We start from the raw sequence: 18,285 nt of genomic DNA on the forward strand, positions 1-18,285 counted from the left end.
ATAGTCCGTTGTTGGTGGGCGCCGATTCGCCCGGCTGGTCGACGGTCATCTACCGCCATGTGGAACCGTGAGAACCTGTAGTCAGCGCCCAGGCACCGCGCTCCGCCGCCGTACGGCGCGCGGACTCGCGCGAGAAGTAGGCGACAGGGGCACGTCACGATGAACGAAGCGGCCGCGGGGAGCTGGAACAACGGCGACGCGGGAGACGCGGGATCGGATTCGGCCCACGACGCCGTGACAATCCGTCCGGGCCCGACCCGCGTCTCTTCCCAGGATGGGATTGCGCCCCAGGACGAGGCGCCTCAGGCTGGCGCGGTCTCGCCGGCCGTTCCTGTCTCCCACAGCGCAATCGGCCCGGCGTGGCCCACTCCGGAGCCCTCCGCGAACACCGCTGCCGCCGACAGCCCCGCCGACAACAGCCGCCGTGAGCATCAACAGACCATCCCGTCGCAAGAGACAGAGCAGCTTGGTGCGACCAACGATGCCCGGGTCACCTCCGCGGCACGGCGCCGTGCCGCGGGCGTCGGCGCTTTTCTCCGGTCCCGCCGGACGCTCGCCCGCTCGCCCGCTCAGCCCCCGTTCGGGGCCTCCCTGCCCGCCTCGAACGACCTCGCGTCCGGGGCCGACCCGCACTCACCCGAGGACTGCTACGTCGACGGCGACGGCGACCCGGAAGCCACGCTGAAAGGGAACGTTCTCCTCGTTCCTCTCGCCCTCGCGGACCCGCCCGCCTCCGATGCCTCTGCATCCAGCCCAATCGAGAGCGCTCAGGCCGAGCCCGAGACCGAATCCAATGCCTCGACGCCCAGCCCAACTGAGAACGCTCAGTCCGAGTCCGAGTCCGAATCCCATGCCTTGACGCCCAGCCCAACTGAGAACGCTCAGACCGAGACCGAGACCGACAACGGCGGCCTTGAAACCCTCTCGCCGGCCGAGCCACCGACCGTCGACGAATCCGAGGCGGCCGGTGCGACCCGGTCCGGCGACGACGGCGGTACGAGCGAGACCGTCGTCCTCACCGCCGCCGACCGCGACGAGGACGACGGTGCCCCGGCCAACCAGGACGCTCCAGCCGAGTCCGGCACCTCGCCCGAGACCCAGGTGGACAACGTGGCCGCCGGATCCCTCGACACGAGTGACACGGCGCCGACGAGCACGGACCCTGATCCCACCGTCTCCGCCCAGGCCGCGGACGCCGCCCAGGCCGCGGACGCCGGCCCGGCGGAAGCGAGCACTCAGGTCGGGGACATCACCGCTGACCAGGCCGACGCCGCTGGCACCGTGGCCGATACGGCCGATACGGCCGGCGGAGGACCAACGATCCACGGTCCTTCGTCACCCGACGATTTGGTGAAGATCGACCAACGGAACTGGCCGGACGGGGCCGCCAACGGCCCCCCGCCCCTCGATGAGGACGAGATCCCTTACGGGACCGCTCGGCTCCTGATTCCTATCGAGCGCGCCGATGAACCTCGCGGCCACGGCCTTCGGGAGTGGGTGAACATGCTGCGCACGGGCACCTACGTCCACAGCCCGATCGGCCGGACGACAATCGCCCTCGTCGCCGCGGCTGTTGTCATGATCGTAGCCGGCGTCGTACTACTCACCGTCGGTCCCGGCAGCAGCCGAGCGCCGTCCCCAAACGCGGGATTCCCCGCGCCGGATGGCACTGGCCGCGCACCCGCCACCTCGTCGAGCACCCCGACGTCACTCGCGTTCCCAGGCCTGCCCTCGGCCAACCCGGCGCCCGGCGTCCAGGCGTCCGCGACCTCGACGACCCGCCCGATCCCGCCTCGCCGGCCCGTCACGGCCGTCCCAGCACCACAGCCCGCTTCCGCTCCGCCGCCGGCACCAGCCCCGACGCCTGTTACCCCGTCGACGCGTCCCGCCTGCTACGACCGGCTGCCGCCACTACTCGCGTCCTGGCTGGACCAGATGGGCCGCTGCTGATCAACGGCGCGAGCGCGAGCCCCGACGCCATAGGTACTTGGAGTCTCCTCACCACGTGCCCGCATGTCGTACGCTTGGAGCCGCGCGCCGCTGGGCGACCGCCGGATCGGCGGCTTCCGCGAGCCGCACGGTACGGGGGCGTAGCTCAACTGGCAGAGCACTGCCTTTGCAAGGCAGGGGTTGGGAGTTCGAGTCTCCCCGTCTCCACGAGCTGGCTAAGCATGCTCGGTGCCCTTCGGGCACCTTCGCCGCCAGCCGCGATATTGTCCCGGGGGCGACCCCCGGACCCCACGTGATCGAGCTTCGCTCGATCTTCCCGGGGCCAGTGCAGATCATTATTTGGCCAACTGTGTAGCCAGGCACTACGAGCGTTCGCCAGGGTCGTCCGAGTCAGGCCAGTCCCGGAGTCACCTTCAAACCCGAGGCAGCCAGAATTCCGATCTCTTCGGACACCACCCACGGGCGCCATACTTCAATCCGATTCGGCGGCCAGTAGCCCGCGGAATCTCGTGTGAGCTGCGAGTTTCGATCGCAGCAGTCGGACCCCAGCCGTACGCCRCCGTCCGGTTTGCTCTGGTCAGACCGCGAGATTTCRGCAGACACGGGCATGTCGTGGGTCACTAGTAGTGTCCTGATGTGATCGTGTGCGAGGACGTTCCGCTTGTCGGTCGCCGCGGCACGTGAAGGGAGCTCGGGGCATGTTGCAGGTGTTCGAGGCGGCGGCCGGCTGGCCGTCCGTGCGTGCGCGATTGACCAGGCGCATCGCGGAACAGGATCTGGCCTCGCTGGATGAGGCGGTCGCCTTCGCTGTTCGGTGGCACGGGGACCAGACTCGGCCGGCGGGTGAGCCTTATGTCGAGCATCTGCTCGAGGTCGTGTGTGTGTTGGTGGAGGCGATCGGAACGACTGACATCGACGTGTTGCGCGCGGCCGTGCTCCACGATGTGGTCGAGGACACGGAGTGCTCGCTGGAGGATGTGCGCGAGCGCTTCGGTGACCGCGTCGCGGGCTTGGTCGACTGGGTGACCAAGCCCGCACCGTCGGAGGGCCAGACACGTGAGGAGGTGCGGGCGGCATATCTGACACGGTTGCTCAGCGCCCCGGATGATGCACTTTTGGTGAAGCTGGCGGACCGGCTGAGCAACGTGCAGCGACTGGACACGCATCCTCGGCCGGAGAAACGTCGTTCGTACTACCAGGAGACGGTGCGCTCTGTCGTCCCGCTCGCGCAGTCCCATCCGTGGTTTCGCCAGTGGTATGCGGCCTGGAGCGACGCTTTCGGTCATTTGGCTGTCGACAGCGCGGACGCGGGTTCCCGGTGACGCGTGCCGTGGGATCCCTTGGTCGGCGGGTCTCGGAGCCCCTGGGTCCGCCCGGGCCGAGAGACGAGCCGCGATGTGGGAGACGGACATCCCCTCGACCATGAGGTCCAGGAGCTCCAGGTCCCGCGCGTGCAATGCCGCGAGCGCATCGGTCCGTGGGGCCGCCGCCGCCGCGGAGACCACGACGGCGCTGACGCCCCGCCCGACGACCAAAGAGCCGCCGGCGGCGGAGTGGATCGCGGCGAGGACGTCCTCGGGGTCGGCGTCCTTGAGAAGGTAGCCGTTCAGGCCACTGGCGAGGCTCTGGATCACGGTGGCGTCGTCGGCGTGCATGGTGAGGATGAGTACGCGCAGCGCCGGCCACCGTCGTCTGAGTTCGATGCCGAGGGAGATACCGTCGCCGTCCGGCAGTTGCAGATCCACCACGGCGACAGTCGGTCCGTGATCTCCGGGCAGCTCCCGGGCGGCCGCGGCGGATCGGGCAGTCCCGAACACGGACAGCTGAGGGTCGGATCCGATGAGCGCTGTCAGGCCGGTGAGGACGACGGGATGGWCATCGACGACAAGGACACTGAATCATGTCCCGGCCGGCTCGGTGGTGGGCAGGACCATCCGCATGTGCATTCCCTTCGGAGCGGAGGCGGTGACCGTCAACCCGCCACCCAGGATGCCGGCATGTTGCGCCAGCGATGAGAGACCTACACCGGGGACCGCTTGGCCGCCGAGGCGAGGCCGACCAGAAGCCAGACGACTCGCCGTCTGCTGGTACGGCCGGTCGCCACTCTGGTGGTGTTCTGGTCCGGGGCTCCCGGCCTGCTCGGTGGATGCGCGGCGTGGCTGGCGGGTCTCACCCGCGGTGGCCGGCCGCTTGGCGGAGCCGCCAGGATCGCGGGAATCGTCGGCGCCTTCATAGCCCTGCTCAACATTGTTCTCACCGTAGGCGGCGTGATTGTCGCGGCGATTGCGCTCTGAGCCTCGTGTGAAGATCGACCAGTCCCGGCCGAGCGTGGTGCTGGAGCGGCTGGCTCGCCGACGCGGCGCGAGCAAGAACGCTTCTCTGTCTGATGGTCGAGACCCGAGGAGCATTGACCACATCGGGGAACCACGGCGGTCGACGTCGCGTCCAACCGTCAGGGTGGTCGTTCTCGCGGGGGGACGCCCGCCAGCCACGGTCACCGCGCGTTCGGTGTTTCCGCCGGTGGAAACAATCCCCGAGTAGTGCCACGGCTGACGACGTTCAACAGTTTCAGATTTCAGAACGGTCTTTCAAGATTAGTCAGACGTTGGGCGCAGCCGGCGACGCGCAACGACTGACTGATCTTGGTTTTGATGGCGCTGGCGRCGGGTGGATATTCGCGGAGCGGCATCACATCTGACACCCACCGGCCGGCAGTGCCCCGAGGCAGGAGCCGCCCACGCACACCGCATCACGGCCCACAGCCCCTTCGACGCCGGGCGCCGTCTCCGCGGAGGGGGCCCGCCACCTACCCGGACGATGCGCGCCGAGGGTGAGCATGAGAGCCCGCCGGGCCGATCAGAGATCACGAGTGGCCTCGCGGCCGCGAACTCTGCAGGGTGTCAGGAAGCTGTTCGACGGGGCGTCGAGGAGTCGGCTTCGGGGCGTCGCCGGGGGTTTGTGTGGCGTTGCCCGGGCACGGCGCCGATATGGCAGGCAGGACGGTGGCACGGCAGGAGCGAGAGGAGAACCGGACGTGAGGAACTCCAGTGCGGTGGCGCGGGCCACACGTATGGCCGAGCGTGTCCGCGGCCGTATGGCGGGGCCACGCGGGGGCGACCCCGCCGAAGGTCAGCGGCGCGGCCGAGCAGCCACCGGCGGCACGACCGCGCATGACGGGTCGCCGCGTGTGGTCGTCGTCGGTGGCGGGTTCGCCGGCCTCGGCGTCCTGCGCCACCTTGAGGCACGGGTACCGGCCGGCGCGGCCGACCTTGAGCTCGTCTCTCCCACGGACCACCTGCTCTACACATCCCTGCTTCCCCAGGTATGTACCGGCGAGGTGGAACCGCGGCATCTGGCCGTGTCGGTCCGCGGCGCATTGCGGCGAACCGTCCTACGGTCGGGTCATGCCGTCGACATCGACGTAGCCGGCCGTACAGTCACCGTTCAGGGCAACGACGGCTCGACGTCCGAGCTCCGCTGGGACCGTCTCGTCCTGGCGCCCGGTTCGCTCACCCGGACCTTCGACATTTCCGGCCTGGCCGAACACGGTCTCGGTCTGAAGAACCTCGCCGAGGCCGTCTATCTGCGCGACCACGTGCTGCGTCAGCTCGAGTATGCGGACACGTGCACCGACGCCGCCGAGCGGCGAGCACGCTGCACCTTCGTCGTGGTCGGCGCCGGTTACACCGGGACCGAGCTCGCCGCGCAGATGCGCCGGTTCAGCACCGATGTCCTCGAGCGTTTCCCCCGGCTGACGTCCGACGAACTTCGCTGGATCCTGCTCGACCTGGCACCACGAGTGCTCCCGGAACTCGACGAAGCCCTCGGCGCCGGCGCGATGAAGGTGCTGTGCGAACGCGGGGTGGAGGTCCGGCTGAAGACCTCCGTGTCGAAGGTGACCGCCGACTCGATCACGCTGGACAACGGCGAGATCCTGCCCGCCCACACCCTCGTCTGGTGCGCGGGCATAACCCCGAACCCGCTGATGGAGAAGGTGGGCACCGAGACCGTCAAAGGCCGTCTCGTCGTCGACGAGTACTTCGACGTCCCCGGCGCGGCCGGCGTGTTCGCCCTTGGCGACGCGGCGGCGGTACCCGACGTGACCAGGGACGGGGCACCGGCCGGGCAGACCGCGCAGCACGCGGTCCGCCAGGGGGCCGCCGCCGGGCGCAATGTCGCCGCCTCGCTCGGCTATGGCACGGCGCGGCCGTACCGCCACCGCGGCCTCGGGTTCGTCGTCGACCTCGGTGGCACCGACGCGGTCGCCAACCCGCTCGGAATCCGGCTTTCGGGCCTCCCGGCCGCCGCGGTCACCCGCGCCTACCACCTGCTTGCCCTCGGCGCGGGCACCAACCGGGCACACGTGGCGGCCGACTGGCTGTTGGCCGCGGCGGTTCCCGAACAGGTGGTCCAGCTCGGGTTCATGCCCCCGCCCAAGGCGACGATCACCGAGATCGAGGACAGTTACCTCTATTCCGGATAAGGCGACACTGCTTTGCCTGAACGGCCTCAACGCCTGGGGCGCCAAAGGCCGAGGTCGTCGAGGTCGGTGCCGCCGACGCCGTACGGAACCGGGCCAGATCGCCTAATCCGCGAACCGGCGGACCAGCGCGGGGGACGATCGGGTCATGGTTCGAATCGCGGCAGTTGGAGATCTTCACGTCACCACCGGCGCCGCGGCCCGGCTTCGGCCCATGTATCAGCGCGCGGCCGACATTGCCGACATCCTCGTACTTGCCGGAGATCTGACTGAGGACGGCAGCCTCGATTCCGCCGCGGAGGCCCGCGACCTGTTCGCTGGGCTGGACCTGCCGGTGATCGCCGTTCTCGGGAACCACGACTACGACCGCGGCGAGGAGGTGGTACTCGCCGAGATGCTGACCGGCGCCGGCGTCACCGTGCTGGAGGGGACGTCGACGGTCGTCGACACCGCGGCGGGGCAGGTCGGGATCGCCGGCGTGAAGGGATTCGCCGGAGGTTTCACCGGTCGCGCGGTCGTCGCGAGTGGTGAGCAGGAAATGAGGGCGTTCGCCCGGCACGCCGCGACGACCGCGCAGGCGTTGCGAGCCGCGCTGGAGCAGCTCGACGTCGACCTGCGGGTGGCGCTCACGCACTACGCGCCGACCCGGGACACCCTGGTGGGTGAGCCGCTGGAGCTGTACCCGTTCCTGGGCAGTCACCTCCTCGGCGACGCGATCGACGGGGAACCCCGGGCCGGCGCGACGACCGGCGCAGACGGCGCTCATGGGCCCGGGACGTCTGACCACCGGATGAGCGACGAACACCTCCGCGGCCCGGTCCCAGGCGGCCGGCGCCAGGTCACGCTGGCTCTGCACGGCCACGTGCACTACGGGACCGAGGTCGGCGTGACTCCCGCCGGCACCCCGGTACGCAACGTCGCCGCGCCGGTCATCAACGCCCCGTTCGCCGTCTACCAGCTTCCGGAGGCGGTTCGCATCGGGTGATCCGCGACGTCCCGAGCGGGCCAGCCGAAGCCTCGGCCGTCGTGAACGTGGACCGACCCGGATCCAAACCGGGACCGGACCCGGGCGCTGCTCGCTAGTGGTGGGCGCCGCTGCCGTCGCCGATGAAGTCGAACAGCCGGATGCCGGGCCGGTAGGGCAGCGTCGGTCCGGCCAGGCGGTGGGTTCCCACGCCGATCCGGAAGCCGTCCGGGGCGTCGAAGCCGACTTCCTCGAACCCGGTGGCGGCGAACCAGGAGCGCACGGTGGGAGTGAGATCAGGCGAACGGCGATGACGTGTCCAGATCACGGTCGCGGCCGGCCGGCACAACCGGGGCAGCTGCTCGACGGTGTGCCGCACGTCGGCGTCGCTGACATTGCCGAAAACTCCGCAGACCAGGGCGATGTGCGCCGGGGCGATGCCCTCGTACACGCCGAGGTCCGATGCGTCCCCGACCACGACCCGCACGCCGTCCAACCCGGCGGACCGCGCCGACCGCTCCGCGTCGGCGGCAAGGTCGGGGTCGAGCTCGACGAGTCTGGCCCGGACGTCGTCACGACGCTCATGGTCGACCAGTGCGCCCAGGATGTCGCGGCCCTGGCCCGCGCACATGCTCAGGACCCGGATCTCTCCCGGCGGCTGGTCGTCCAGCGCCTGCCGGATGCGCCGCTGGACGATGGCGAGGCGGCGGCTCAGCGACGACCCCGTCACGTCGTACTGCCCGTGCCAGTCGACCCAATGACGCTCCGAAGCGGGACGATTCACAAGCTCCCACCGTAGCCAGGAATGGGATCGGGCGGCTCTGGAACAGGGGGACTTAGACGAGTAAGTCCGAAGTCTGGGCGAGCCGTGCCTGGGCACGGGCGGKCTTCCGGGCCCAGGCACGGCGCGAGACCTGGAGCCCCCTGACTCGATCCGAGTCAGGGTCTCTGGGGCCGCCCGTCATCCGCCCATGGGGTGTGGTGCTCAGCATGGCGGTCTTCGCCCCCACAGGCCATGGCCGGATCTCCTGGGGCACGACGGTCCAGGTCTCTCGGTGCCTGATCGCCACCGACCACCGGCAAGAGACTGGAATTACTCGTCTAGCGGCTTCGCAGCCCGGCGACCTCCCTGCCGCGGATGACCAGGCGGCCAGGACGGATCCACAGACTACGACGCCACTGCGGCTGCCTYGCGCAGGCCGAGCATGCGGGTCAGGAGGCGGTCCTTGGTCCGGGTCGGGAGGTGGGACAGCATCGCGGCGGCGCGGGCGTCGGCATTGGCGAGGTAGTAGGCCTTCGGCTTCGAGGCCTCGATCGCGCGCAGCACGGCGTCGGCGACGGTCTGGGGCTTCGAGGTCCTCATCGCCGCCTGGGCGCCGGCGACGGCCTCGAGCTGACGGCTGTACAGGGCGGCCTTGCCCGGGTCCACCTCGCGCAGCGCGGCCTGCGCGGCGGCGTCGGCCTTGGTGAAGATCGGGGTCTCGATGGCTCCGGGGACGACGGTCACGACGTGAATGCCCCAGGGTGCCAGTTCGACGCGGGCGGCGTCGGAGAACGAGTCGAGCGCCGCCTTGCTCGCCGAGATCGGTCCGGCGAAGGGGATCGCGAGGCTCGCGCTCGGGGCGCTGATGTTCACCAGGCGGCCGCGGCCCGCTCGCAGCAGCGGGAGAAACGCCTGCGCGACGTCGACCGCGCCGAAGACGTTGACGGCGAACTGGCGTTCCAGCTCGCCGGCGGCGAGCAGCTCGACCGGACCGTGGACAATCACCCCGGCGTTGTTCGCCACCGCTCGCAGACCCCGATCCCGCCGCGCGGCGGTGATCTGCTCTGCCGCGGCGCGAACACTGTCCCGCCGGTGACATCCAAGATCACGATATCGACGTTCGGCAGGCCCTTCAGGTGCTCACCGCCGCCACGGACGGTCCGGCTCTTCCAGGCACTGGCCGACTGGGCCGAGTGGGCCCGCGCCATGCCGTCGGTCGGCGACTCCGACCGCACAGGCTGATCTCCAGGCCGGCGGCCCGGCGGGCCTGTTTCTGGTAGTACCTACCGTGTGGATGAGGGGTTGCGGCGGGCGGCGCTGGCCGCGAAGGGGTTCATGCCGGAGGACGAGGGGGACGCGCTCTACGCCGCGGCGAGAACGGTGCCGGCGGGTGGGCTGATCCTCGAGGTCGGCACCTACTGCGGGAAGTCGACGATCTACCTCGCGGCGGCCGCGCGGGAGGCGGGGGCTCAGGTCGTGACGGTGGACCATCACCGCGGCTCGGACGAGAACCAGGCCGGCTGGGAGCACCACGACCCAACGGTGGTCGACCCGCGCACCGGCCGGATGGACACGCTGCCCTTCCTGCGCCGCAACCTCGAGGAGGCGGGCGTCGAGGACGTCGTCACCCTCGTCATCGGGCGCACGGAGCAGGTCGGCGGCTGGTGGACGACACCCGTCTCGTTGCTGTTCATCGACGGCGGGCACGCCGAGTACCAGGCCCAGGCGGACTACGAGGCGTGGGCGCACCACGTCGCGCCGGGCGGCACGCTGCTGATCCACGACGTGTTCTCCGACCCCGCGGACGGCGGCCAGGCCCCGTACCACATCTTCCTGCGAGCGCTGGAGGACGGTTTCAAGGAGCGTTCTCGCACCGGATCCCTGCGCGTCCTCGACCGCGTCGCCTAGCGAGCCGCTCACCTGGTGATCCCCAGCAGCCCGGCCACCTGCTTTATTACCAGTTAACTTCCGTGAACTGTCACTAAACGCTCACCGAGAGTGACTCTACCCCGGCACCGCGTGGGGAGGACGCTCGGCGCCCGACAGGCGGGTGCTCCGGCGGCCGCCCTCGAGGAGACGGTCGGCGAGCGGGCCCCTGGCCCAGGTGGCGAGCAGCGGGGCCGGCTCGCAGTCGCAGGCCAGTTCCAGCTGTTCCCCGTTACGCGGCAGGGGCGGGATCCGACCCGCGGGCAGGGCGGTGGCCCCGGTCTGGGACCTGCCCCCGGTCTGGATGGGCTCCAGGACGGTCATCGGCTCTGGCAGGTCGTCGCCGCGGAAGACCCCCTCGCTGATGCCGCCGGCGAGCACGTCGACGGCGAGGATGACGGCCGCCGCGGTGTAGGAGCTGTGTTCCACCGGCCAGTGACAGCCGGCCCCGAACTGCCAGCCCGTCCAGTAGGCGCCGCCGTCGTGGCGCAGGTGCTGCATGTCCAGGACGAGGGTGCGCGCGGCATCCGTCTCCCCGGCCAGATGCATCGCGATCGCGAGCTCGCACGTCTCGGCGCCGGTGACCCACGGCTCGTCGTCCACGCACCGGATACCCAGGCCTTCGACGACGAAGTCATCCCACCGCGCACGCAGCCGGGCCAGGCCTTCGGCGCCCTTCAACACGCCGCCGATCACCGGGTAGTACCAGTCCATCGACCAGCGGTCGGTCGGCAAGAAGTACTCGGGATGGGCTCGCACCGCGTGCGCGAGCGCCCCGGTGGCCAGTTCCCAGCCGGGCTGCGCCTCCCCGACGAGCTCGGCGAGGCCGAGCCCGCAGCGCAGGCTGTGCAGGGTACTCGAGCATCCCGTGACCAGCGCCGCCGGATAGTGGCTGCCGTCCACCGACCGGGCCCACCAGATCTGGCCGCTGGGTGCCTGCAGGTCGACGACGAAGTCCAGCGCGGCCCGGACCACGGGCCACATCCGGGTGACGAACGCGCGGTCTCCGGTACGCCGCCAGTGGTGCCAGACCGCGGTGGCGACGTAGGCGCACTGGTTGCTGTCGGCGTGGTCCTCCTTGACGACGCCGGCGACGGTGCTGCCCGCCCACGAGCCGTCGGGACGCTGGTTGCGCACGAGCCACTCCCAGCCCCGCCGGGCGGCGTCGTCCCGGCCACCGATCTCGAGCGCCATCACGCACTCGAGATGGTCCCAGGCCTCGGTGTGGCCGCCCGCGAACCACGGGATCGCGCCATCCGGTTCCTGCATGGCGACGAGCGCGTCGGCCGTCGCCACGATCTCGGCGCGGCTCAGCAACGGCGCGGGCCATGGGGCCGGCGCCGGCCGGGCTGGGTACTCGGGCAGCATGATCCGATCGGGCCACCCCGGCCGTTGGYCGGTCCCGACGAGCTGGTCGGGCATCGTGAGCCCGTCCGGCCGGACCAGGTGCGGATCGGGCTGCTCAGCCGACACCACGGCCGCTCTCCTCCAGCTTCGCGAACGCGGCGGCCGCTGCCTGAGCCTCCCCCGGCTCGGACGCCGGGCCAGCCGCGACGGATGGTCTGCGCAGGTAGAGCACCACGCTCTTCCCCAGCACCGGGTTGAGCGCCTGCTCGGTCCACCGGGTCAGCCTCGGGCGCTTCATCATGTCCCACACCAGAAGGCGGTGGTAAAGCTTCGTGGCCGGATGGTCGTCGTCATGGACACCGACGAGACAACGCAGCCACCAGTACGGCGAGTGCAGGGCGTGAGCCTGGTGCCCGCCGACGTACTCCAGGCCGGCGGCGGTCAGTCGGCCGACCAGGTCGTCTCGGCGGTAGATGCGCACATGGCCGCCCTCGACGGAGTGGTAGCCGCTGGACAGGCCCCAGCACACCCGTTCGGGCAGCCAGGCCGGCACGGTCACGGCCGCGAGGCCGCCGGGGCGCAGTACCCGGACCAGCTCGGCCATCGCCTTCTCATCCGCCGGCAGGTGCTCGAGGATCTCCGCCGCGATCACCCGGTCGAACGTCGCGTCCGCGAACGGCAGGCCGAAGGCGTCGCCGCGCACGGCGCCCGCCCTGGCCTGCTCCGGCGCCTGGCCTTCGGCGGCCATCGCGGCGAGCATGCCGCCCACGGCCACCACGTCGTCGAACGAGTAGTCGAGCGCCACGACGTCGGCGCCGCGGCGATAAGCCTCGAACGCGTGGCGTCCGGCCCCGCAGCCCATGTCGAGCACACGGTCGCCGGGGCCTACCGGGAACTGGTCGAAGTCAACGGTCAGCATCGGTTACCGAAGCGCCGCGACTCGCTCGGCGTACCACTCGGCCGTCGCGGCGCTCGCGGCCTGCCAGGAGAACCGCTCCTCGACGCGACGGCGCCCACCGGCGCCAAGGCGAGCCCGAAGCTCCGGGTCGCCAAGCAGCCGGCTGATGGCCACGGCCAGGGCGTCCGCGTCGCCCGGCGGCACCGTGAGGGCCGCCTCGCCGTCCGGACCGGTCACCTCCGGCAGCGCTCCGGCGGTGGTCGCGACGAGCGGTAGGCCGCAGGCCATCTCCTCGACGGCCGGCAGGCTGAAACCCTCGTAGAGGGAGGGCACAGCCGCGACCTCGGCGGACCGCAGCAGGTCGACGAGTTCGGACTGTTCGAGGTTGGACCGGAAGGTAACCGCGTCGGTCAGCCCCAGTTCGCTGACCATGCGCGCGGCGGCGCCACCGGGACGGGCCTTGCCGACGCAGACGACGTGCGCGTCCTCCCGCTCGGCTCTGATCTTCGGCAGCGCCTCCAGCAGCACCAGAAGCCCCTTGAGCGGGACGTCGGCGCTGGTGACGACCGCGATCCGACCGGGAACCTTGGGGATGGAGGGGTCCGGGGAGAACGCATCGTGGTCGGTGCCGAGCGGGACGGTGTGCATCCGGTCGGACGTGAGGCCCATGTCCGCGATGATGTCGGTCCGCGAGCTCTCCGACGGGATGACGATGCCGTCCAGCCGGCGGGCGACCCGGGCCTGCATGGGCAGGAACGAGTACCAGCGATGGACGCCGAAGCGGGCCTTCATCCCCTTCGTCGCCTCCAGATGCAGCCGGCGGTCGACGGTGATCGGGTGATGCACGGTCGCGACCAGCGGAATACGGTGCGGCGCCAGCGCCTGGCGCAGCCTCAGCATCCCGTAGCCCAGGGTCTGGTTGTCGTGCACGATGTCGAAAGGCGGCGGGACGCCCTTGCGGGGCCGCAGCGCCTCGTACGCGCGCAGACTGAACGCGAGCGGCTCGGAGAACTGTCCCGTCCGCATCATCAYGAACTCCGCCATCGAGGCCACGTCGCGCAGCTCACGCGGCGACGGCCAGCGGAACGGATCCGCCTCGCCCCAGAGGTCCAGACTCGGCAGCTGCTGGAGCTCGACCCCTTCGTCCACGTCCGGGTACGGCGGCCCGCTGACCACCGTCACCTGATGGCCGAGCTCGAGGAGCTGACGGGACAGCTGACGGATGTACACACCCTGGCCCCCGCAGGTCGGAAGACTGCGGTACGACAGCAACGCGATCCGCAAGGGTGCGCCCTCCCAAGTTTCAGGCGCTCTCTCGCCAACCTGTCGAGAGCAGCGCCGTGACTTGTCACATTAGGACAGATTGGTCCGATCTTCCTCCAGATCGGATCTGTTGGGCCTATCTCCCCAGAGATCCGTCACGAGGCTGTCCGCGGCCGGCGACTACACCACCTTCGCCTCCGCGCCCTTCCTCAGCAGCGTTAGCAGCAAGACACGATAAGTAGCTATCAATCACGTTAAGCAAGCGATCGGTGGGCTACCCAACGCGGCGACCCGATCGCCGAGCACCCTCGCGATCCTGGTCAAAAAATCTACGACATAATTGTAGACAATCTGTCGGCCATTCCGGCAGTTTGTGGGGGCCAAATGATCGATCCCTAAGGAGCCTCCATGCGCGGAAGAGCCCTCGGCCTCGTGTCCCGATGGAGCCGGCGACATGTCCTGCTGGCCGCCTGCTCGGCTACCGCACTCGTCCTCACCGCCTGCGGAGGCTCCGACAGCCCAGAGCCTGCTGGTTCCGGGCCGGCGGGTTCCGGTGCCGCGGCCAGCTCCGGCGACACCGTCACCGTCACCGTCGGCGCGGCGGCGGGCGCCCAGGTGGCGGCTCAGGCCGTGTCGGTCTGGCGGAGAGCCTCGATCACGCTCGCGACGTGCGCGCGGGCCGCCGCCTCCGCCGCCTCCGGGTCCCGGCTCGCGATGCCCGCGATGATCGCGAGGTGCTCGCGCAGCGACACCTGCGGACGTCCAGGCCGCAGCGCGAGCCGGAACTGGTGCCGGACGAGCTGGGCGTTGAGCCGGTCCAGCACCTGGTTCGCCACCGGTTGAGCGGCGATGTCGCGGATCCGGCGGTGCAGCTCCCGGTTGAGGTCCGAGTACTTCAGCGGCTCGCCGTCGGCGACCGCCGCACCGAGCTGATCACCGAGCGCGGTCAGCGACGCGATCTCGTCGTCGGTGGCCGCCCGCGCCGCCCGGGCGGCGCACAGGCCTTCCAACACCATCCGGCACTCGGTGATGGCGACGGCCTCCTCCACCGCGACGACCCGGACCCGTGCGCCCCGATTCGGGATCCGCTCGACCAGCCCCTCGCCGGTGAGGTCGATGAGGGCCGCTCGCACGCTGGCCCTGGTCACGCCGTACATCTCGGCGAGGTCGCCCTCCACGAGCCGCTGACCGGGCGCCAGGTCCCCGCGCGCGAGCGAGTCACGCAGGGCGTCCGCGGCGACCCTGACACCGGCGGCACCCTCCACCTGGGAATCAGCCACGAACTCCTCCACCACGGCGACGCGCCCGACGGGGCGACGTCCTCGACGCTGACGTGCGGAAAGCCGGGCCTGCCCAGCAGGCGTCGCCTCCGCCAGCAGAGATTGTCGACAATATCGCACACATTTCGCGACCGTCGGCACCGCCCCAGGCCCGAGTGGGTGGCATCACAGCACCACCCATCCCCGAGGCACATCTGACCGGCGCTAGAAGAGGGATACGCCTCCGAGACACCTCGTCAAGGCTCAGCGGCCCAGGGTCACGGTGTCCAGCGCGGCCATGACGGCGGCCGGATCGAGCGCCGCGAAGTAGTTCGCGACGAACGGCCGCGGAGTCGGCTTGCTCATCAGCCGCTTTTCCTCCTCGTGGGGATCGATCGGCCCCACGAGGGGGCTCCCCACCTCGCCACTACGGAGGATCTTGTAGCCATGCCCGGTGAGCGCGAGGAAGACGTCGGATGGCGTGCCACCCTCGCCGGCCAGCGGGTCCTCGCTGATCTCGAAGGCGATCACGCGGATGCGCCGTTCGGCGAGCAGCCTTGCCGCCCCGGCGAAGACGTGCCGCTCGAAGCCCTCCACGTCGACCTTGCAGAACGCGACGTCATCTATGCCCGCACCCGCGGCCCAGGTGTCGAGGGTCTCGGCACGCGCCTCGGCCGTGAGGTCGGGGTGCACCTCCTTGCCGGCGTAGCTACGCATCGGGTGCTTCCCCATCGAGTTCCAGTCCGCGTGGACCGGATCGGAATAGACGTTCATCGTGATCGTTCCAGGCTGATCCGTCACGGCGGCGCGGACGACGGTGACGTTGCGGCAGCCGTTGATCGCGAGCGTCTCGGCCAGCCGGCCAGCGGTGGCCGGGACCGGCTCAAAGGCGTACACCCGGCCGTCCGGTCCGACATGGCGCGAGGCGTGGACGGCATACACGCCGACGTTCGCGCCGACGTCGAGAACGACGTCCCCGGGCCGCAGCAACGTGGACATCAGCGCGAAGGGCGCCCGGTCGGCGTGCCGATGGACGAGCTGGCGGGCCGTGGGACGCATATACGGCGGTATCAGGAGCCTTATCCCAAACTCGTCCTCGATGACAAACGGAGCGCTCCGCAGCACCCTGGTAGCGATCTTCGCCTGGAAAAGCGCGTCCTTGGCCCCGACCACCGCGCTCCGAAGGGCCGGATAGGAACGAAGCTTGGTMCCGGCCTGGACGATCCGCTGGTTCACCCTGGTCTCCCCTGCTGACRGTTGGGCGTGACGGAGGCCGAGCCCGGCGAGCGTCGCCCCCTGCCGTCGCCAGCCAGAGTCCGGGTTCCTCTCATCTTGTCCGCGCACCACAGCTACTCAGAGAACCGAGACATACACAGATGGTGTCCCCATGTGGGACTATGCGCCTCGCGGCCCCGGTCCATGGCCCCGCCAGATACCAAAGGAGGCCCCCGGACCGCACCGGACCCCGACTGCCGCACGCAGTCAACGCCGACGATGGTCTGCCATCCATAACGGCGAAAAGGACCAGGAGCGAGCCAACAGCCCTGCTAGCCCGGGAGCAAAAAACGGCCCAGCCGAAGTTGACCGAAGGTCAACGAGCAGCAAAGACCGGCCGCCTCACCGGCAGCCCAAAGCCCCGCAAGAATCAGAAGCACCGCACCACAAGGCCAGCTCGGGGTCCAGGGGGCGGAGCCCCTTGGCGTGGGGTCCGGGGCTCGGCCCCGGGGCGAAATCGCGGCTGCTGGCGAAGCCGACAAAGTCGGCAAGCAAGGAAGGCCAGCTCGTGGACCTAGGTGGACTTGAACCACCGGCCTCTTCCTTATCAGGGAAGCGCTCTAACCGACTGAGCTATAGGTCCGTGTGTTACGCCTGTGTGGCACACCCTACTAGATGCCCCAAGGTGAGGGCCAAGGTCGCGCCGGTGCCAAGACTACAGGATGGCGGCGCCGCTGTAGGCGGCGCCGCCGGCCGCCACTAGCGATCGCTGAGGGTGACCTCGATGCCGCCGATCATGTCTGAGCAGAGGTTGTACAGGAGTGCGCCGAGAGTCGACAGCAGCGTGATCAGAATGACGTTGATCGCGCCGATGAGCAGGCTGACCTGCATGGCGCGGCCGAATGACAGCCAGGAGCTGACGTTGTGGCTCTCRGGGTTCAGTGTGCCGGCCGCATCGGAGATGCTGTCGAAGACACCGATCGAGTTCAGGRCGAACCAGAGCACCGCGACGGCGACCATGATGACGAGGAAGACGCAGAGCGAGAACGCGAACGCCAGCCTGGTCACGGTCAGCGGGGTGACGCGGGTGAGCCGTAGCTTGGYCCGCCGGCCAGCCTGGTTCGGGTCGTCCTCCTCGCCGCCCAGGTAGTCGTCCTGGTAGCCCTGGCGGTCCTGGCGGTCCTGGCGTGCCGGCTCGGGCCGCTCGTACCGGCCGGGCTGGCCCGGGTGGGTGGGATGCCCGGGGGGACCGGCCGCGCCGCCGGGTTCCTGCCGGTCCGCACGTGGCGGCCTGGCCCACTCCTGGTCGGCCGCGGGACGGCCGCGGTCGGGTACCGGACCACCGACGGAGCCGAGGGGGCGGGAGCCGGAGGTAGGTGCCGGCACGCGTTCGGCCGGGACGGCGGGCCCACGGGACGGCTTGGCCAGGTCGGGCTTCGCCGGCTCGGCAAGGGTCCGGTCCGGGTCGGGGCTGGGGGCGGCCACCGCGGCGACCTTACGAGTCTCGGCGCCCGTGGTCGGACGGTCGGAGCGTTCTGGCCGCGACGCGGAGCGCCCTGGCCGGTCCCGCTCCGCACGCTCGGGAACATCACCACCGCGGGCACGGGCATCCCGGTTGGCGTCACGCGCCTTGTCCGGGCCCCGGGCTGGGTTACGCACGATGGCCATCGTGTCGGGGTCGCGCGGAGGTTGCGCCTGCTGGTCCGCTCCGGCCGGTTTGGCCGGCGCGCCACGGCCAGCCGCGGCATACGGCTCGGACCGGTCGGCGCGGTTCGAACCGCCCTTGCTCGAACCGCCCTTGTCGACGGGCGGAGGGGGTGCGACCGGAGTAGCGACCGTCGTGGTGGCCGCCGCGGCGGCGGCCGGTGGTGCCACCGCCGGCGTCGTGTCGAGAGTGGTCGACTTCGCCGCGGCCTTCTTCGCCGTGGCCGGCGCCGAGGACGGAGCGGCGACGGCTCGCACCACCGCGGTCTTCTCGTCGTCGGGCCCACCCGAGCCGGCTCCTGGCGCCGTGGGCGACTTCGTGGGCGTCTTCGTCGCCGTCCGGGCAGGAGTCACGTCGCCGGCCGGCCGGCCGGTGGCCGCGTCGTTCTTGCTCCCCGGCCGTTCGAAGAACGGGTTGCCGGCGCCCGAATCAGGGTTCTCGCCGTCGGTGGCGGTCCCTGGGAGCGCGCCGGACCTGCCCGGCCGTTCGTCCTTGTCGCTCACGCGTCTCCCCTC

At 70.5% G+C, this 18,285-nt stretch carries 13 protein-coding genes, 2 tRNA genes and 1 pseudogene; 6 read left to right on the plus strand and 10 right to left on the minus strand.

The annotated features are described in order from the left end of the window. Window positions 1-855: 855 nt before the first annotated feature. The 3 genes from BL253_RS41820 to BL253_RS13185 all read left to right on the plus strand — a co-directional run bounded on the left by BL253_RS41820 (window position 856) and on the right by BL253_RS13185 (window position 3,272). The gene (locus tag BL253_RS41820; RefSeq protein WP_131831489.1) at window positions 856-1,950 is read left to right on the plus strand and encodes a prolipoprotein diacylglyceryl transferase; all 1,095 of its coding nucleotides are present in this window, start codon (window positions 856-858) and stop codon (window positions 1,948-1,950) included. Between the two features lie 134 nt (window positions 1,951-2,084). Next, window positions 2,085-2,157: transfer RNA gene (locus BL253_RS13180), tRNA-Ala, on the plus strand. A gap of 491 nt (window positions 2,158-2,648) precedes the next feature. Continuing rightward, window positions 2,649-3,272, plus strand: coding sequence for an HD domain-containing protein (locus BL253_RS13185; RefSeq protein WP_076816869.1), 624 nt, complete (start codon window positions 2,649-2,651; stop codon window positions 3,270-3,272). Between the two features lie 294 nt (window positions 3,273-3,566). Here the strand turns inward: BL253_RS13185 and BL253_RS43700 are convergent. Next, window positions 3,567-3,803 (minus strand): annotated as a pseudogene (locus BL253_RS43700) (response regulator); the annotation flags it as partial. A gap of 1,181 nt (window positions 3,804-4,984) precedes the next feature. Between BL253_RS43700 and BL253_RS13200 the strand changes: the two are divergent. Beyond that, window positions 4,985-6,433: an NAD(P)/FAD-dependent oxidoreductase gene (locus BL253_RS13200; RefSeq protein ID WP_076816764.1), complete on the plus strand. Its 1,449-nt coding sequence runs from the start codon at window positions 4,985-4,987 to the stop codon at window positions 6,431-6,433. A gap of 145 nt (window positions 6,434-6,578) precedes the next feature. After that, entirely contained in the window at window positions 6,579-7,415 is an 837-nt protein-coding gene (locus BL253_RS13205; RefSeq protein ID WP_076816766.1) for a metallophosphoesterase family protein, read from the plus strand. A 94-nt stretch (window positions 7,416-7,509) separates the two neighbouring features. On the opposite strand, the gene BL253_RS13210 is transcribed toward BL253_RS13205, so the two are convergent. Then, a complete protein-coding gene (locus tag BL253_RS13210; protein ID WP_076816768.1) occupies window positions 7,510-8,178 on the minus strand; it encodes a class I SAM-dependent methyltransferase family protein in 669 nt (222 codons plus the stop codon). Between the two features lie 384 nt (window positions 8,179-8,562). Beyond that, a complete protein-coding gene (locus BL253_RS13220; protein ID WP_081438269.1) occupies window positions 8,563-9,216 on the minus strand; it encodes an SDR family NAD(P)-dependent oxidoreductase in 654 nt (217 codons plus the stop codon). Window positions 9,217-9,447: 231 nt separating this feature from the next. Between BL253_RS13220 and BL253_RS13230 the strand changes: the two genes are divergently transcribed. Then, window positions 9,448-10,065, plus strand: coding sequence for a class I SAM-dependent methyltransferase (locus BL253_RS13230; protein WP_076816774.1), 618 nt, complete (start codon window positions 9,448-9,450; stop codon window positions 10,063-10,065). Window positions 10,066-10,161: 96 nt separating this feature from the next. Here the strand turns inward: BL253_RS13230 and BL253_RS13235 are convergent, their stop codons facing one another. The 7 genes from BL253_RS13235 to BL253_RS13265 form a co-directional block, all read right to left on the minus strand. Then, window positions 10,162-11,559, minus strand: coding sequence for a prenyltransferase/squalene oxidase repeat-containing protein (locus BL253_RS13235; protein ID WP_076816776.1), 1,398 nt, complete (start codon window positions 11,557-11,559; stop codon window positions 10,162-10,164). Continuing rightward, window positions 11,546-12,349 carry a class I SAM-dependent methyltransferase gene (locus tag BL253_RS13240; protein ID WP_076816778.1) on the minus strand — a complete coding sequence of 268 codons (804 nt, stop codon included), beginning with the start codon at window positions 12,347-12,349 and terminating at the stop codon, window positions 11,546-11,548. The genes BL253_RS13235 and BL253_RS13240 overlap by 14 nt, the downstream gene beginning before the upstream one ends. Window positions 12,350-12,352: 3 nt before the next feature. Further along, window positions 12,353-13,612: a glycosyltransferase family 4 protein gene (locus BL253_RS13245; RefSeq protein ID WP_076816779.1), complete on the minus strand. Its 1,260-nt coding sequence runs from the start codon at window positions 13,610-13,612 to the stop codon at window positions 12,353-12,355. A 602-nt stretch (window positions 13,613-14,214) separates the two neighbouring features. Continuing rightward, the gene (locus tag BL253_RS13250; protein WP_076816870.1) at window positions 14,215-14,871 is read right to left on the minus strand and encodes a GntR family transcriptional regulator; all 657 of its coding nucleotides are present in this window, start codon (window positions 14,869-14,871) and stop codon (window positions 14,215-14,217) included. 243 nt (window positions 14,872-15,114) lie between these two features. Further along, window positions 15,115-16,086 (minus strand): FkbM family methyltransferase, encoded by a 972-nt coding sequence (locus tag BL253_RS13255; RefSeq protein WP_076816781.1) that lies wholly within the window; start codon window positions 16,084-16,086, stop codon window positions 15,115-15,117. Between the two features lie 548 nt (window positions 16,087-16,634). Next, a tRNA-Ile gene (locus tag BL253_RS13260) sits at window positions 16,635-16,708 on the minus strand. A gap of 116 nt (window positions 16,709-16,824) precedes the next feature. Continuing rightward, window positions 16,825-18,273, minus strand: a complete 1,449-nt coding sequence (locus BL253_RS13265) for a DUF3566 domain-containing protein (protein ID WP_076816783.1) — start codon at window positions 18,271-18,273, stop codon at window positions 16,825-16,827. Between the last annotated feature and the right edge of the window lie 12 nt (window positions 18,274-18,285).

It is taken from the genome of Pseudofrankia asymbiotica (genome assembly GCF_001983105.1).
In the GTDB taxonomy this organism is placed as follows: Bacteria; Actinomycetota; Actinomycetes; order Frankiales; family Frankiaceae; genus Pseudofrankia; species Pseudofrankia asymbiotica.

Bases quoted from the DNA above. Each gene is read 5' to 3' on its own strand.
- BL253_RS13205 (WP_076816766.1), top strand. From the start codon at position 6,579: ATGGTTCGAATCGCGGCAGTTGGAGATCTTCACGTCACCACCGGCGCC.
- BL253_RS13240 (WP_076816778.1), bottom strand. From the start codon at position 12,349: ATGCTGACCGTTGACTTCGACCAGTTCCCGGTAGGCCCCGGCGACCGT.
- BL253_RS13185 (WP_076816869.1), top strand. From the start codon at position 2,649: ATGTTGCAGGTGTTCGAGGCGGCGGCCGGCTGGCCGTCCGTGCGTGCG.